The following is a 15,629-nucleotide window of genomic DNA, read 5'->3' as shown; positions in this document are numbered from 1 at the left end:
GTTCGGGTGTCAGCTCGCCGCGCCGGAGCCAAGCAGCCCGAACAGGAGGCTGAGGCCCAGCACCAGCACGAAGGCTGCGGCCAGAAGCTCGATTCCCGCCATCGCGAGCGCCCCGGCGACGCCTCGCCCGCCCGCGACTCTCAGAGCGGTCGCCTTCGCAAAGACAGCAAGCGCCGCGATCGCGCCGGTGGTCAGCGCGGTGCCGAGGGCCATCGCGAAGGTGGAGGCGATGCCCGCCGCAAAGAGCCCCTGCGAGAGGGCGAAGACGAGCACGATCAGCGCACCCGCGCAGGGGCGGATGCCCGCCGCGAGGGCGACGCCCGCCATCTCCCGCCACTTCGTCAGGCGGTCGAACGCTTCCGGCGGCGGCAGGTGGACGTGGTCGCACGATTCATCCTGCGCTTCGGCGAGGGGATTGCGCGAGAGCGCCGCGACACCGAGAACCTTGCCCGCCTTGCGCCAGGTGATGAGCGCGCCCATCAGCGCGACGACGGCGAAGCTCGCCATTTCCACCTGCGCGGTGAGCGCGTTCATGGTCGCGGCGGTGGCCTTCAGGATCAGCGCGGCGACGCAGACGATGAGGATGGCGACGAGCGCCTGAATCAAAGCGGCGGCGAGGCTCAACGTGAAGCCTTTGCGCAGCGCCTTCTCGTCGGCGATCAGATAGGCCGAGATCACCGCCTTGCCGTGGCCGGGGCCTGCGGCGTGGAAGACGCCATAGGCGAAGCCGACGAAGAGCAGCGACCATAGGGCCGCGCCGTTCTCCTTCAACTCCCGCACGGAGGCCTGAAGGCTTTTGTAGAAGCCGGCCTGAATGGAAAGGAGATAGGTGCCGAGCGTGCCGGAGGGCGCCGCTTCCCGCGCGCCGATGCCGAAGGGGTTCTTGACCGGCGGGGGGGCTGCCGGAGCAAACCACCACACGAGAAGCGCGACGACAGCGGCGACCAGCGCCGTTGCAGCGATGGCAAGGAACGCCCTTTGCCAGAGGCGGCCTTTGCCGGGAGCGGCGATCTCAAGCGGTTCTGCCGTTACGGACATGCGAGGATCGCCTTGTTGGAATACTGCGCGCCAAAATTGGCGTTCGCCGAATTGCTGAACATGCCCTCGGTCAGCGCCTGCTGGTCGGCCATGTCGAGGCCCTTGGCGCGGGTCACGGTGATCGAGCAGCCCTGCGGCGCGCCCACCATCTTGATGGCGTCGTTCGCTTTGGCGAGCTCGAAAAAGACGAAGAAAGAAGGATCGTTGATATCGACCGAGACCGCGCCCCCGCCCGGGATGGGCGATTTCAGGGGCAGGAAGAACGAGAGAACGACCTTGCCGTCTTCGAACGCCATGCCGGGGTTTTGCGGGGCATCGAAGGCCTGCTTCTTTCCGTTCGCCTTCATCACGGTGAAGTAGTCGAAATCGACCAGCGATTCTGTGTTCTCCTTGGCGAGATCCTGCAGCTCGTCGGGCGTCAGCTTGCCGTCGTTATTCTTGTCGAGCCCCTGCGTGACATAGGCCGAATAGCCTTCGTCGAAGGCCCAGGAATGGCGGATGCCGGTGGCTTTTCCGTCCACGAAGACCACATCCGCCTTGGCCGTGACCCAGACATGGGGGTGGGCCAGGGCCGGGAGGGCCGCCGCGGAAAAGGCGGCGGCGAGAGCGGTTTTGAGACCAAGGCGACGGTTCATGCGTTTGTCTTCAAAATGGCGAGGCTTGAATCGGTGCTGCAAGGCTTGGACCGCAAGTCGGAGAGGCTTGCAAGGGAAAGGCGGCGAAAGGGAGGCGCCGATTGACGCATAAGATGGTTTATGTCAGCATTCCTGACATAAATAGAAAAGAACAAAAAGACCGGATCACCGGCGTTTCTGGGGGCACCAGAGGAGGAAGCGGGCAATGGCCAAAGGTCATGTCGCTCTACGGGACGTAACGCTCGACGATAAGTACGATCTCACGAAGGATCGCATTTTCGTCACGGGCACGCAGGCCATCATTCGAATGCTGTTGATGCAGCGCGAGCGCGACAGGCTCGCCGGGCTCAACACCGCCGGTTTCGTTTCCGGCTATCGCGGCTCACCCATCGCCGGGCTCGACCTGAACCTCTGGCGCGCGAAGCACTGGCTCAAGGAAGAACAGATCGTCTTCCAGCCCGGCCTCAACGAGGAGCTGGCAGCGACCGCCGTGTGGGGCTCGCAGCAGGCGGAGCTTCACGGGGACGGCAAGCACGATGGCGTGTTCGGCATGTGGTACGGCAAGGGACCCGGCGTCGACCGCTCGGGCGACGTGTTCCGCCACGCCAATATGGCAGGCACCTCGAAGCATGGCGGTGTGCTGGCTCTCATGGGTGACGATCACACGGCGGAATCCTCCACCGTCGCCCACCAGTCGGAATTTCATTTCCTCGATGTGATGATCCCAATCCTGAACCCGGCGGGCGTTCAGGAGATTCTCGATTACGGCCTTTACGGCTACGCCATGAGCCGCTTCTGCGGCACCTGGGTCGCGTTCAAATGCGTGAAGGAGAACATCGAGTCGACGGCCTCCGTCGACGGTTCCCTCGACCGCGTGAAGATCATCATGCCCGATGATTTCGCGATGCCGCCCGGCGGGCTCAACATCCGCAATCACGATGGCGTGCTGGATCAGGAAGCGCGGCTGCAGGACTATAAGCGCGATGCGATGATCGCCTTCGTGCGCGCCAACAACCTCAACCGCATCATCCTCTCCGGCGGGCGCAACCCGAAGGTCGGCGTGATCACCGTCGGCAAGTCCTATCTCGACGTGCGCCAGGCGATGGACGAACTCGGGCTCGACGAGGTGAAGGCGAACGACATGGGCCTTCGGCTCTACAAGATCGCCTGTCCCTGGCCGCTCTCGCAGCGCGAGCTGATCGCCTTCGCCGAAGGCCTCGACATGATTATCGTTGTCGAGGAAAAGCGCTCGCTCATCGAAGTGCAGGTGCGTGAGGAGCTTTACGGCACCGCCAACCAGCCGATCTGCATCGGCAAGAAGGACGAGCAGGGCAACTGGCTCTTCCCCGTGAAGGGCGCGCTCGATCCCAACGACATCGCCATCACCATCGGCGAGCGTCTGTTGCAGTATCACCGCAACGACGACCTTGCCGGGCGCGTCGCGCGCTTGAAAGAAGCGCAGGCGATTCTCGCCGCGACGACCGATATCGCGACCCGCACGCCGCATTTCTGCTCCGGCTGCCCGCACAACACCTCGACGAAAGTGCCGGAGGGCATGCGCGCCTATGCGGGCATCGGCTGTCACTACATGGTGCAGTGGATGGACCGCGCCACAGAAGGCTTCACGCAGATGGGCGGCGAGGGCGCGAACTGGATCGGCGAAGCGCCGTTCTCCAATCGCGGCCACGTCTTCCAGAACCTCGGCGATGGTACGTACAATCATTCCGGCGTGCTGGCGCTGCGGTGGGCGGTCGATACCAAGACCAACATGACCTACAAGATCCTGTTCAACGATGCGGTGGCGATGACAGGCGGCCAGCCGCACGAGGGCGGGCTGACGGTGGATATGATCGCGCGGCAGGTGCGCGACGAGGGCGTCGAGCGCATCGCGCTCGTCACCGACGAGCCGGATAAATATCCGAAGTCCATTCAGTGGCCTTCGGGCATGACGATCCATCATCGAGATGATCTCGATGCGGTGCAGCGCGAGCTTGCGACTGTTCCGGGCGTCACGGTGATGATCTACGATCAGACCTGCGCCGCCGAAAAGCGCCGCCGCCGCAAACGCGGCGCGTATCCCGATCCGGACAAGCGCGTCATCATCAACGATCTCGTCTGCGAAGCGTGTGGCGATTGCTCGGTGCAGTCGAACTGCGTGGCGGTGCAGCCGGTGGAGACGGAGTTCGGCCGCAAGCGCCAGATCGATCAGTCGAACTGCAACAAGGACTTTTCCTGCGTTAAAGGCTTCTGCCCGTCCTTCGTGACGGTGCATGGGGCGAAGATGAAAAAGGCGCTGCCCGCGATGGGAGAGGCCGACGGCTTCGCCCTACGGGCCTTGCCCGATCCTGTTCTTCCGCCCATCGATCTCACCTTCAACATCATCGTGACGGGTGTGGGTGGCACGGGTGTCGTCACCATCGGCGCGATCCTCGGCATGGCGGCGCATCTCGAAGGCAAGGGCCTCGGCATGATCGACATGGCGGGTCTCGCGCAGAAGGGTGGCGCGGTCTATTCCCATGTGCGCCTCGCCAACAAGCAGGACGACATTCACGCCATCCGCGTCTCGGCGGGCTGCGCACATCTGGTGCTCGGCTGCGATCTTGTGGTGACCGGCACCAAGAAGGTGCTTGCTTCCGTGTTGCCGGGGCAGACGGCGCTCGTGGTCAACACGGCGGAGGTGATGCCGGGTGACTTCACCCGCAATGCCGATTTCTCGTTGCCGGTGGAGCGCCTCAAGCGCGCCATCGCGTCTTCCGCGGGCTCCGACCATGTCGCTTTCATCGATGCGACGGCGATTGCCACCAAAGTCCTCGGCAATGCGATTGCCGCCAACATGTTCATGCTGGGCTACGCCTATCAGTCCGGCCATGTGCCGCTGACGGCGGATGCGATCGAGAAGGCCATCGAGCTCAACGGCGAAGCGGTGAAGATGAATCTCGCTGCGTTCAACTGGGGCCGCCGCGCGGTGGTGGAGCCGGAGATCGTTACGAAGATCATGGCCGATCTGAAAGCCCCCACCGACGAGCTCAAGATCTCGGCGACTCTCGATGAGATGATCGAGCGCCGCGTGAGCTTCCTCGAAAGCTACCAGAATCGCGCTTATGGCCGACGCTACCGCAGGATCGTCGAGAAGGTGCGCGCGGCGGAAACCGCGATGCTTCCTTCCGCCACCGCGCTCACCGAGGCGGTAGTGCGCTCGCTCTTCAAGCTCATGGCCTACAAGGATGAGTACGAGGTGGCGCGCCTTTACACCGATGGGCATTTCGAGCGGCTCGTGGCTTCGACCTTCGAGGGGGACAACCTGCGCTACGAGTTCCATCTCGCACCGCCGCTCTTCGCCAAGAAGGACCCCGTGACCGGCGTGCCGAAGAAGATGAGCTTTGGTCCCGGTATGATGAGAGCGTTCAAGGTTCTGGCAAGCTTACGGCGCGTGCGCGGAACGCCGCTCGATGTGTTCGGCTACACGCAGGAGCGTAAGACCGAGCGGCAGCTAGTCCGCGATTATGAGGCGCTGGTCGAAGACCTGATCGCGCATCTTTCGCCGGAAAAGCACGCACTCGCCATCGAACTCGCCAACATCCCGCAGAAGATCCGCGGGTATGGCCACATCAAGGAGCGCAACCTGAAGAACGCGAAGGTGGAGGAGGCGGCGCTTCTTGCACGCTGGCGTTCCGCAGAGTCTCCGCTGGCCATGGCGGCGGAGTAACTCCAGAAGATGTCATCCCGGGTCCGCGCCAGCGGAGCCCGGGATCGCGTTCAGGTGACGTGCTGAAGAACCTCAATCCAGCCGCCAGTCGATGGGCGGCATGCCCTTCGACACGAGCCATTCATTTGTGCGCGTGAACGGCCTCGTGCCGCGAAAATCGCGCAGGCGGTTGAGTGGCGAAGGGTGGCCGCATTCGATGACGAGATGCTTCGTTCGGTCGATGAGTTCGGCGCGTTTGCGCGCCGGACCGCCCCAGAGCAGGAAGACCACGGCGGGGCGCTCTTTGGAAATGGCGGAAACGGCGTTGTCTGTCAGGGCGGACCAGCCAAACTTGAGGTGCGCCCCGGCCTTGCCCGCCTCCACGGTCAAAGCTGTGTTGAGGAGAAGAACGCCTTGCTTCGCCCACGGCGTGAGGTCGCCCGACTTCGGCACGGATGTTCCGGTTTCCTCCGCCATCTCCGCAAGAATGGTCTTGAGAGAGGCCGGCAGGCGGCGTTTGCCGTGGTAGGAAAAGGCGAGACCGTGGGCATCGCCCGGCGTCGGATAGGGGTCCTGCCCCAGAATGACGACCTTCACCTCATCAAGCGGCGTCGTGATGAGGGCGTTGAAGATCTCTCCCGCCGGGGGCAGCACCGATGCGCCTGCGGCAATGCGTTCATCCACCCGCTCCGCGACAGCGTCGGCCGCATGCCCATTGAAGAAAGGCAACTTCCGCCATCCGACCGAGCGTGGGTCGTCACGAAAGGCGGCAAGGGCCTGACCGGCGAGTCCTTTCATCGATTCTCTCTTAACATATGGACTTGTTTTCGAAGGTCCGGGGTATCAGGTCCGGCGGCGACTTGCACTCGCATGTTCGATCCTTTGACAGGAAAGCCAAGGGCAAAGCGGGCCAGGGATGGAACTGCTACGCCTCGGATGCGTTGAAGAGGCTATTGGCCGCTCTTGTGGTTCTGCTATGAACTATTACTCTCTTGGGGAGATCCGCGGCCACGAGACCGGAGCGACATTGCGATCCCAGCCCTCCATGCGCCCTCCATGCGCCCGTTGAGTTCGACGCTCTCCCAAAAGCGCCGGATACGCTCCCTGACACGGGGCCGGGCCGCCTTGATCATGGGCATGTTCGGAGTCGTCTTCATCGCGATCACGTTCGGCTATATCGCCTGGGAGCAGCGTGACCGTCTGCTGCAGCAGATTACCGACAACACGCGCAGCAACGCTTTTTTCCTGGCGGATCACGCAGCCCGTCTTTTTGAAGTTTCCGACCTTGCCCTGCAGAAGACCGCGACTCTGATCGAAGAGCAGAACTGGAGCACGATACAGGCCTCGCGCCCGCTCTGGGAAGAAATGCGCGCCATCAATGAGACACTGCCTTATATCGAGAACATCTGGCTCAACGATTCCGATGGCCAGCTGCGGCTGACGACGGCGGAGTTCCCTGCGCCACCAGCGAATGCAGCAGGCCGCGATGTTTTCACGGCGCAGCGGGACGCGGCAACAGGCCTCTTCGTCGGCGCGCCGATCATCGGACGCTTGACGCAACGCCCGACATTCGTCGTGAGCCGGCGTCTCGAGTTTTCCGATGGCACGTTCCGCGGCATCATGTCAGTGACGGTCTCGCTCGCCTATTTCTACACGCACTGGAACGAACTCCGGTTACCCAAGGGTAGCAGGGTTACTTTATTCCGTGCCAACGACAGGGCGGTCCTCGCGCAGTTGCCGCCGCCGGCGGATGGCGTTTCCTTCGTTCCGGTCGAGTCGAACGCATTCCTCGCCGCCTCGGAGAAGGACAGTCGCCAAGGCACCATGCAGTACGAGATTATCGGTGAGGAGCGTATCGGCTCCTACCACAAGGTTGGAGCCTTTCCGCTTTACATCCTGGTCAGCATGCCGAAGAGCGCTTACTGGATGCCGTGGGTTGCACAGGCGCGGTTGTACGGGATCTTTGCCTTGGTCGCGCTTCTTGCTCTACTCGCGTTGACGGGGTTCGCATCACAGCAATTCCGCGAACACGCGCTGAATGCCGCGCTCCTGGAGCGGGACGTGGCAATGCGCACCAGCGAATTGCAGGCGGAAACGACGGCGCTCGAGATTCTCAACAGAACCATCACCACGCTTGCGGCGGAACTCGACATCGACCGCATCGTGCAAAACGTCATCGATGCCGGAGTGGAGTTGAGCGGCGCGCAGTTCGGCTCTTTCTTTTACAGGGGCGATAACGATCCGCAGGACAGCTTCACGCTTTTCGCGCTGGCCGGAGCCTCGCGTGACGCATTCGCTCATTCGCCCGCCGTGCGCGTCACGGAGGTCTTCAGGCCCACCTTTTCGGGCGAAGGGGTGGTGCGCTCCGACGACATCACCACCGATCCTCGCTACGGCCATAATGCTCCCTTTACGGGCATGCCGAATTGGCATCTGCCGGTGCGCAGCTATCTTGCCGTCCCGGTAGTCTCGCGCACGGGCGAGGTGCATGGAGCGCTGCTCTTCGGCCATACCAGACCCGGCGTCTTCACCGAGCGTTCCGAGAGGTTGATGGTCGGCCTTGCGGGACAGGCTGCCATTGCTCTCGACAATGGCCATCTCTATCAGGCTGCGCAGCATGAAATCAGTGAGCGCAAGCATGCCCAGGCGCAGCAATCGCTGCTCATTCGTGAGCTGCACCATCGGGTCAAGAACACGCTCGCGACAGTGCAGGCGGTGGTCGGCGCCACCGCGCGCGCGACGTCCAGCGTCGACGAATTCTATCAGGCTTTCGTCGGGCGCATCATTTCGCTGGCGAATACTCATTCCCTTCTCACGGAGGCTCTCTGGCAGACGGCCTCGCTGCGCGAATTGGTCGAGAAGGAGTTGAGCCCTTACAATGACGACACGGGCGTGCGCGTCAGCATCGATGGAGAGCCCGTCGAACTGCCGTCGGATGCCGCCGTTCCCATCGGCATGGCCATCCACGAGCTGACGACGAATGCCGCGAAATATGGCGCCCTTTCTGTCAGCACGGGCCGCGTGGCCGTGGGCTGGACCGTCGATCCGGATATCGAGGGCGGGCGGCTTCGTTTGGAATGGCGCGAGGCGGGGGGGCCGAAGGTCGTGCGCCCCAGGCGTCAGGGTTTCGGCTCCCGCCTGCTCAACCGGGTGCTGGCGGCCCAACTGAATGCCCGCGTGGAGACGAACTACGACCCACAAGGGCTCCATGTGACCATCGAGGCCCTCCTGAAGCACACCGAACCGCTCGATTCCGTCGGCTGAGAGAAGTTTCTCACGGCGGCGACCTTTCTGCCTGTTGGCGCATGGCGCGGAACCTCTTATCTAGCAGCGAGATCCGGAAAGGGACGCAAAAGTCGACTTCTCGGAAAATGACGCAGATCATCTCGCGGGGCCTTGCTGAATGAATGAGCGTATCGATCCAGTTCTTTTGAACGTCCCCGGGCAGAGGCCCACCGATCATCCCACCATGAAGGTCGGGCGGATCGGCGTCCTGCTCCTTAATCTCGGGACGCCCGAAGGGACCGACTACTGGTCGATGCGGCGCTATCTCAAGGAGTTCCTGTCAGACCGCCGGGTGATCGAAACGCCACGGCTTCTGTGGTGGCCGATTCTCAACCTCATCATTCTCACCACTCGTCCCGGCCGGAAGGGGCGGGATTATGAGACGATCTGGAACAAGGAGCGTGACGAGGGGCCGCTGAAGACCATCACCCGCGCCCAGGCCGAGGATCTCACCCGCCATCTCGGCACCATCGCCGGTGATCGCGTGGTCGTCGATTGGGCGATGCGCTACGGCAAGCCGGAGATGCGCGAGCGCATCAAGAAGCTTCTCGATCAGGGCTGCGACCGCATTCTGCTTGTACCGCTCTATCCGCAATATTCCGCCGCGACATCCGCCACGGCCTGCGATCACGCTTTCCGCGCCCTCATGGACATGCGCTGGCAGCCGAGCGTGCGCGTCTCGCCGCCTTATTACGACGATCCGGTCTATATCGACGCCGTCGTTTCTTCCATGAAGCGCGACTTGGCGAAGCTCTCCTTCGAGCCCGAGGTCATCCTCGTGTCGTTTCATGGGGTGCCAAAAGAGTATCTCTTGAAGGGCGATCCCTATCATTGCCACTGCGTGAAGACATGGCGTCTGATGCGTGAAGCCTTCGGCTGGCCGGCTGAGCGCTTTCGTATCAGCTTTCAATCACGCTTCGGGCCCGACGAATGGCTGCAGCCCTACACTGACAAGACCGTCGAGGCGCTGGCGAAAAGCGGCGTGACGCGGCTGGCCATCGTGGCTCCCGGTTTTTCGGCGGATTGTCTCGAGACTCTCGAAGAACTCGATGTCGAAAACCGCGAGATCTTCCTGCACAACGGCGGCGAGCAGTTCGCGTACCTGCCTTGTCTTAACGACAACGAGGACGGCATGCGCGTGATCCGTCACATCGTCGAGCGGGAGTTGCAGGGCTGGCTTTAAATCTCGCCTGCGCTCAAGCGCGCGCAGCGTCGAAGGCGTGCAAGAGTTTCTTCAGGAGGTCGAGATTGGTGAACATCGGTTCTTTCATCGCCTGACGTTCAATATGGCGAAAGAGGTCGCGCTCGGCTTCCTCGAGATAGTCGCGCCTGGTCGCGCCCCGCATCGAGGCGAGGCCGGTATTGCGGAAGAACTCGACCAGTGCGTCGAAGTCGAAGAGCGAGACGCCCAGATGCTCGAGCGGATTGCCTGTCGCCGGGTTGGCCGCGAGGCTGCCGAGCGTGACGTTTTTGTCGAACAGAAGGAACTCTGTGGCGCGAGGTTCGAGGGTCTTCCTGAAAATCTGAATGTGATTGTGCCGGCGATTCAGGAAGACGCATCGGCCCAATGAACCTGTCCCGAGCAGCTCGACGCCGTGGCAGGCCGATCCTTCCGGAAAAACGAGCAGTTCCGCCTTGCGGTATGTGTCCATCTGCTCGGTGAAGGAACAGTTCTCGGGGTGAAAGACCTCGAAGCCCTCAGCGGCGAGAATGCGTTCCACATATCGCTCGCCGAGAATGCTGCCGGGCGATCCATAGGCCGACCGCGAGACGTAGATACGCCCGTTGGACTTCTGCGCTCCATGCAGCTTGTCGAGGCGGCCATGCGTGTAGTCCGCGAGGAGGTCGAGATAGCCCGGCTTCGCTCCGCCTCCGTAATCCGAGCCCTGCTCGCAAACGAAGAGTTCGGAGACAATGGTGTTCTGGTTCAGGACCGAGACGTTGCTCTCGTTCAATTCGAGGAATTCATAGATCGGCTTCAGCCAGTCGAACAGTTTCTCGAACGTATTTCGAGGGTATTTGGGGGTCGTCACCAGGACCCAGTGAGGGTCTCGAACATGAGCCTTGCTGGGAATGATGCGGTGGACCATCTCCGCCATGACGTGGCCGAAGTGATGGTAGGTCGCTCCCGCATACACATAGGAGCCTTCCAGAATGGATGGGTATTCGGCCGCAGGGTCGAAGCTGTCCACCGGCTTGCGGGAGCGGGTCTGCCGAAGCCTTGCATCCTCCTCACCGTCGCCAAGCACCAACCCGCCGCGCCAGCCCTGCGGAGGCGGGGCGACCTGCGGGTGCTGGAAGGCCTGAATTCGGGCGTCCGCAATGGAGCGGTGGGCGAGGGATGGGAGAATCATCCTGCAATCTTGCGCGTGAAATAGGCGCGCAACAATATTTAATTGCGGGATTGCGGGATTGCGAGAGAAACCGGCTGCCGACGAGCGTCCACCTCAATCGGCAAAGCCGACGCGGATGCGCCTGTTCTGGCGGCCTTTGTTGTCGCTCTTGAGGATCCTTACGCCACGCCCTCGCGCAGCAGGTCGAGATAATGCACCAACCCGACGGGGCGAGCGTTCTCCACCACGATGAGAGAGGTGATCTTCGCCGTCTCCTGCACTTCGAGCGCGCTCGCGAGGAGGTCGTCCGGAGCGATGGTGCGCGGTGTCCTCGTCATGACGGCGGTGACGGGAAGCGTCGCGAGGTCGGGCTTGAGATTGCGCCGCAGATCCCCGTCGGTGATGATTCCGGCCAGGGTGCCGTCCGCATTCGTTACGATGACGGAGCCGAAGCCCTTGGCGCCGATCTCGGCGATGGCGGCATCCATCTTCGCATCGGCGCTCACGATCGGCAGGCGCTCGCCCTTGTGCATCACGTCGCGAACGAGCTTCAACTGCGCGCCGAGTTTTCCGCCCGGGTGATAGACGCGGAAATGCTCGGCGGTGAAGCCGCGCCGCTCCAGAAGGGCGACGGCCAGCGCATCGCCCAGCGCCAACTGCATGGTGGTCGAGGTGGTCGGGGCAAGGCCGTTCGGGCAGGCTTCCTTCGCCTTCGGCAGAGCAAGGCAAAGATCCGCGGCATCGCCCAGGGTCGAGGTTGCGCCGGAGGTCAGCGCGATCAGCGGTACCCGGAAGCGCTTGGCATAACCGATCAGGTCCGCCAGTTCGGTCGTCTCGCCCGACCAGGAGAGGGCGATAATGACGTCCTCTTTGCGCACCATGCCGAGGTCGCCGTGGCTCGCTTCAGCGGGGTGCACGTAATAGGCGGGGGTGCCGGTGGAGGCGAGGGACGCGGCGATCTTCCGGGCCACATGGCCGGATTTTCCCATGCCGCTGACGATCACGCGGCCTTGCGCCGAGGCAATCAGGTCGACGGCCTTGGTGAAGATCTCGCCAAGCCCGTTCCCGATGGCCTCCATCAGGGCGGTCAGGCCGTCCCGTTCGGTGGCAAGGGTGCGCAGGGCCGAAGCGACGGCCTGCTCGGAGGAGATTTTGGTCGCGGTCAAGGAAGCCATGAGCACGCTCTAGCACGGGGGAGGGGGCAAGCGAACCCCTCCCCGAGGGAGATGGCCGTTACTTTTGACGCAGGAAGGTCTCGAGTTCGCGGCGGAAATCGGGGCCGAGGTCCTCGCGCTCGAGGGCATAGGCGACGTTCGCCATCAGGAAACCGATCTTCGAGCCGGTGTCGTAGGTTCGGCCCTGGTAGTTCATGCCGTAGAACTTCTGGTTCGCCATCAGGCGGATCATGGCGTCGGTGAGCTGGATCTCGTTGCCCGCGCCGCGCTCCTGCGTGCCGAGGAGATCGAAGATCTCGGGCTGCAGGATGTAGCGGCCGGAAATCATGAAGTTCGACGGCGCGGTGCCCTTGGCGGGCTTTTCCACCATGCCGGTGACCTCGAAGGTCTGGCCGAAGGTCTGGCCCATCGAGACGATGCCGTACTGGTGCGTCTGGTCGGAGGGGACCTCCTCCACCGCGATGATGTTGCCGCCGTGCTTGTCGTAGGCCGAGACCATCTGCTCCATCGAGCCGCGGCTGAGCATGTCGGGGAGAATCACGGCGAAGGGCTCATCGCCCACGAGCTCCCGGGCGCACCACACCGCATGGCCGAGGCCCAGCGGCTCCTGCTGGCGCGTGAAGCTCGTCTGGCCGGCCTCGGGCTGGTCCTTGGCGAGGGCCTCGAGCTCCTTGGTCTTGCCGCGCATTTTCAGGGTGTTGTTCAGCTCGTAAGAGAGGTCGAAGTGATCCTCGATCACGCCCTTGTTGCGGCCGGTGACGAAGATGAAATGCTCGATTCCGGCGGCCCTTGCCTCATCGACCACATGCTGGACGACCGGCCGGTCAACCACGCACAGCATTTCCTTCGGCATCGCCTTGGTGGCGGGAAGAAAACGCGTGCCGAGACCGGCGACAGGGAGGACGGCTTTGCGGATACGCTTCATGGAATGCGCCATTGCGGAAAAAGTTCGGGTCGGTGAGGAAGGCAGGAGACCCAAACCCTAAGGATTTGAGCCGTCCAAGCCTACCGGCTAGAAAGGATGGCCTGTTGCATCAAGCCAGATTTTCTGTTTGCCATAAAAGACATGAATTGAAGCTGAAGCCTTTTGGTTAACGGGCTCCGGAAAGACGGATTTTGGGAGAATATTCATGACGGTCCTGGTGACGGGTGGAGCTGGCTATATCGGTAGCCACCTGGTTCTCGAGCTGGTTGATGCGGGCGAAAAGGTGATCGTCCTCGACGATCTGTCCACAGGCTTCCGTTGGGCCGTGCCTTCCGAGGTCCGTCTCGTCCAGGGGGATGTCTCCGACAAGCAACTGGTGGCCCGCCTCATCGAGGAGAACGGCATCGACAGCATCCTGCACTTCGCCGCGAAGATCGTGGTGCCGGAATCGGTCGCCGACCCGCTCGGTTATTATCTCAACAACACGGTCAAAGCTCGCACGCTCATCGAGACGGCGGTCGAAAAGGGCGTGAAGAACTTCATCTTCTCCTCGACGGCTTCGGTCTACGGCAACACAGAGGTGAGGCCGCTCACCGAGGATACGCCGATCTCGCCGATCAACCCTTACGGACGCTCCAAGGCGATGACGGAGTGGATTCTCGATGATGTCGCGAAGGCGCACGGCCTGCGCTACGCAGTGCTGCGCTACTTCAATGTGGCGGGGGCCGACCCGAAGGGGCGCTCCGGTCAGTCGACGCCGCAGGCGACGCATCTTCTGAAAGTCGCTGCCCAGGCAGCCCTCGGCCAGCGGCCTTATCTCGAAGTGTTCGGCACCGATTACCCGACGCCGGACGGCACCTGCGTCCGCGATTATGTGCAGGTCAACGACGTGGCGCGGGCGCATCTCGTCGCCCTCAATCATCTGCGGGGTGGCGGTGAAAACCTCATCCTCAATTGCGGCTATGGGCACGGCGCTTCGGTGCTCGAGGTCATCGAGGTGGTGAAGAAGGTTTCCGGCGTCGATTTCGAGGTGCGGTTCAGCCCGCGCCGCGCCGGCGACCCGGCCAACCTCGTCGCCAGCGTGGACCGCGTGCGCAGTCTCGGATGGAAGCCCCTCTACGACGATCTCACCGTCATCGTGGAACAGGCCATGCGGTGGGAAAAGACGCTCGCGGCACGCAAGGCCGCCTGAGCGATGCGCCGGTCAACGGTTCGTTAATCGCAATGATGGCGCAATGGGGCCGACGATCCTTCTCGCGAGTGAGCGCCGGTATGTTTGACGCCTTCCCCTTGCGCCGCATTGTTTGCGGAGCCCTGTTCCTTGGCCTGACGGCGGCCTTTGGTCTTGCCTCGGCGACCGTGCCGGCGCAGGCCCAGCAAGACGTTTCCCAAGCCGGGTTCGACCGTTTCATCGCCGGGCTCTGGCCCGCGGCCAAGGCGCGCGGCGTTTCCCGCGCGACCTTCGACGAGGCTTTCCGGGGTGTTTCGCCCGATGCGAAGATCATCGCGCTCACCAAAAAGCAGTCCGAGTTCGTGCGCCCGATCTGGGATTATGTGGAGGGCTCCGTCTCGCAGCAGAGGCTGGATCGCGGGCGCCAGCTCGCGGGCCAGTGGGCGAAGACCCTCGATACCGTCGAGCGCCGCTACGGCGTGCCGCGCGCGGTGGTGCTCGGCGTCTGGGGCATGGAGACGAATTTCGGCAGCTTCACCGGCTCGATCTACGTGGTGCGGGCACTGGCGACGCTGGCGTACACGGGCTACCGGGGCGACTTCTTCAAGAACGAACTGCTGACGGCGCTGGAGATCCTGGAGCAGGATCATATCGACCGCGCCAAGATGCTGGGCTCCTGGGCGGGGGCGATGGGGCAGACGCAGTTCATGCCCTCGAGCTTCATGGAATATGCGGTGGATGGCGATGGCGACGGCGCGCGCGACATCTGGGCCTCGGTGCCCGATGCGCTGGCCTCGACGGCACACTACCTTCGCCAGAAGGGCTGGCAGCCGGGCCTGCCGTGGGGGTTCGAGGTTCACCTTCCCAAGGGCTTTGACTTCCGCAATCTGCGGCAGGGCCTTGCAAGTTGGGCGTCCCTCGGCCTGCGCCGGGTCGACGGCAAGGCGATGCCGAGGTCTGGCGAGGCGAGCCTCTTCCTGCCCGGCGGCGCGAGCGGACCGGCCTTCCTCATCACCGACAACTTCGCCGTCATCAAGGCTTACAACTCGTCCGACGCCTACGCGATGGGCGTTGCTCATCTCGGTGACCGGGTGATGGGCGGCGCGTCGATCAAGGGCGCATGGCCGAAGCATGAGCCGATGCTCAGCAAGGAGCATCGGCAGGAGGTGCAGCAGCGTCTGGCATCGCTCGGGTACTATATGGGCGATGCCGATGGCATGCTCGGCTCCAAGACCCGTGAGGCCGTGCGCAATTTCCAGCTTGCCGCCAACCTGATTCCGGATGGCTATGCCGACAGCGCCCTGCTGCGCGAATTGCGCGCGGCACGCTGACGAAGGGGGCTGCGAGCCCTATAAAAAGGTGGCCCGACGGGAGTTGGACCA

At 63.0% G+C, this 15,629-nt stretch carries 11 protein-coding genes; 5 read left to right on the top strand and 6 right to left on the bottom strand.

Translation table 11 applies throughout. The features are described from left to right. Window positions 1-9: 9 nt before the first annotated feature. On the bottom strand, window positions 10-1,038 hold the full coding sequence (locus tag DQW91_RS15710; protein WP_112664595.1) for a nickel/cobalt transporter: 1,029 nt from the start codon (window positions 1,036-1,038) through the stop codon (window positions 10-12). Continuing rightward, window positions 1,029-1,673, bottom strand: a complete 645-nt coding sequence (locus DQW91_RS15705; protein WP_112664594.1) for a DUF1007 family protein — start codon at window positions 1,671-1,673, stop codon at window positions 1,029-1,031. Before DQW91_RS15705 ends, DQW91_RS15710 begins: the two co-directional genes overlap by 10 nt. Before the next feature lie 205 nt (window positions 1,674-1,878). Here DQW91_RS15705 and DQW91_RS15700 point away from each other — a divergent pair, with 205 nt between their 5' ends. Then, window positions 1,879-5,379, top strand: coding sequence for an indolepyruvate ferredoxin oxidoreductase family protein (locus tag DQW91_RS15700; protein ID WP_112664593.1), 3,501 nt, complete (start codon window positions 1,879-1,881; stop codon window positions 5,377-5,379). A gap of 72 nt (window positions 5,380-5,451) precedes the next feature. On the opposite strand, the gene ung is transcribed toward DQW91_RS15700, so the two are convergent. Then, complete coding sequence (gene ung / locus DQW91_RS15695; RefSeq protein ID WP_112664592.1) at window positions 5,452-6,156, bottom strand: uracil-DNA glycosylase; 705 nt, start codon at window positions 6,154-6,156, stop codon at window positions 5,452-5,454. 339 nt (window positions 6,157-6,495) lie between these two features. On the opposite strand from ung, the gene DQW91_RS15690 reads away from it, so the two are divergent. Together DQW91_RS15690 and hemH are read left to right on the top strand one after the other, a co-directional pair. Further along, window positions 6,496-8,622, top strand: coding sequence for an HWE histidine kinase domain-containing protein (locus DQW91_RS15690; protein ID WP_245411070.1), 2,127 nt, complete (start codon window positions 6,496-6,498; stop codon window positions 8,620-8,622). Between the two features lie 139 nt (window positions 8,623-8,761). Next, window positions 8,762-9,826 carry a ferrochelatase gene (hemH, locus tag DQW91_RS15685; protein ID WP_112664591.1) on the top strand — a complete coding sequence of 355 codons (1,065 nt, stop codon included), beginning with the start codon at window positions 8,762-8,764 and terminating at the stop codon, window positions 9,824-9,826. 13 nt (window positions 9,827-9,839) lie between these two features. On the opposite strand, the gene DQW91_RS15680 is transcribed toward hemH, so the two are convergent. The 3 genes from DQW91_RS15680 to galU all read right to left on the bottom strand — a co-directional run bounded on the left by DQW91_RS15680 (window position 9,840) and on the right by galU (window position 13,076). Further along, entirely contained in the window at window positions 9,840-10,997 is a 1,158-nt protein-coding gene (locus DQW91_RS15680) for a glycosyltransferase 61 family protein (RefSeq protein ID WP_112664590.1), read from the bottom strand. A 158-nt stretch (window positions 10,998-11,155) separates the two neighbouring features. Beyond that, a complete protein-coding gene (locus tag DQW91_RS15670) occupies window positions 11,156-12,151 on the bottom strand; it encodes a KpsF/GutQ family sugar-phosphate isomerase (RefSeq protein WP_112664589.1) in 996 nt (331 codons plus the stop codon). Window positions 12,152-12,209: 58 nt separating this feature from the next. Further along, window positions 12,210-13,076 (bottom strand): UTP--glucose-1-phosphate uridylyltransferase GalU, encoded by an 867-nt coding sequence (gene galU / locus DQW91_RS15665; RefSeq protein WP_112664619.1) that lies wholly within the window; start codon window positions 13,074-13,076, stop codon window positions 12,210-12,212. A gap of 205 nt (window positions 13,077-13,281) precedes the next feature. Between galU and galE the strand changes: the two genes are divergently transcribed. Then, window positions 13,282-14,268, top strand: a complete 987-nt coding sequence (galE, locus tag DQW91_RS15660; protein WP_112664588.1) for a UDP-glucose 4-epimerase GalE — start codon at window positions 13,282-13,284, stop codon at window positions 14,266-14,268. Window positions 14,269-14,348: 80 nt separating this feature from the next. Beyond that, entirely contained in the window at window positions 14,349-15,578 is a 1,230-nt protein-coding gene (locus DQW91_RS15655; RefSeq protein ID WP_112664618.1) for a lytic murein transglycosylase, read from the top strand. Window positions 15,579-15,629 lie beyond the last annotated feature (51 nt).

Origin of the sequence: Microvirga flavescens (assembly GCF_003290125.1) — a bacterium.
GTDB lineage: Bacteria > Pseudomonadota > Alphaproteobacteria > Rhizobiales > Beijerinckiaceae > Microvirga > Microvirga flavescens.
This window is presented reverse-complemented; position numbering and strand designations above follow the sequence as displayed.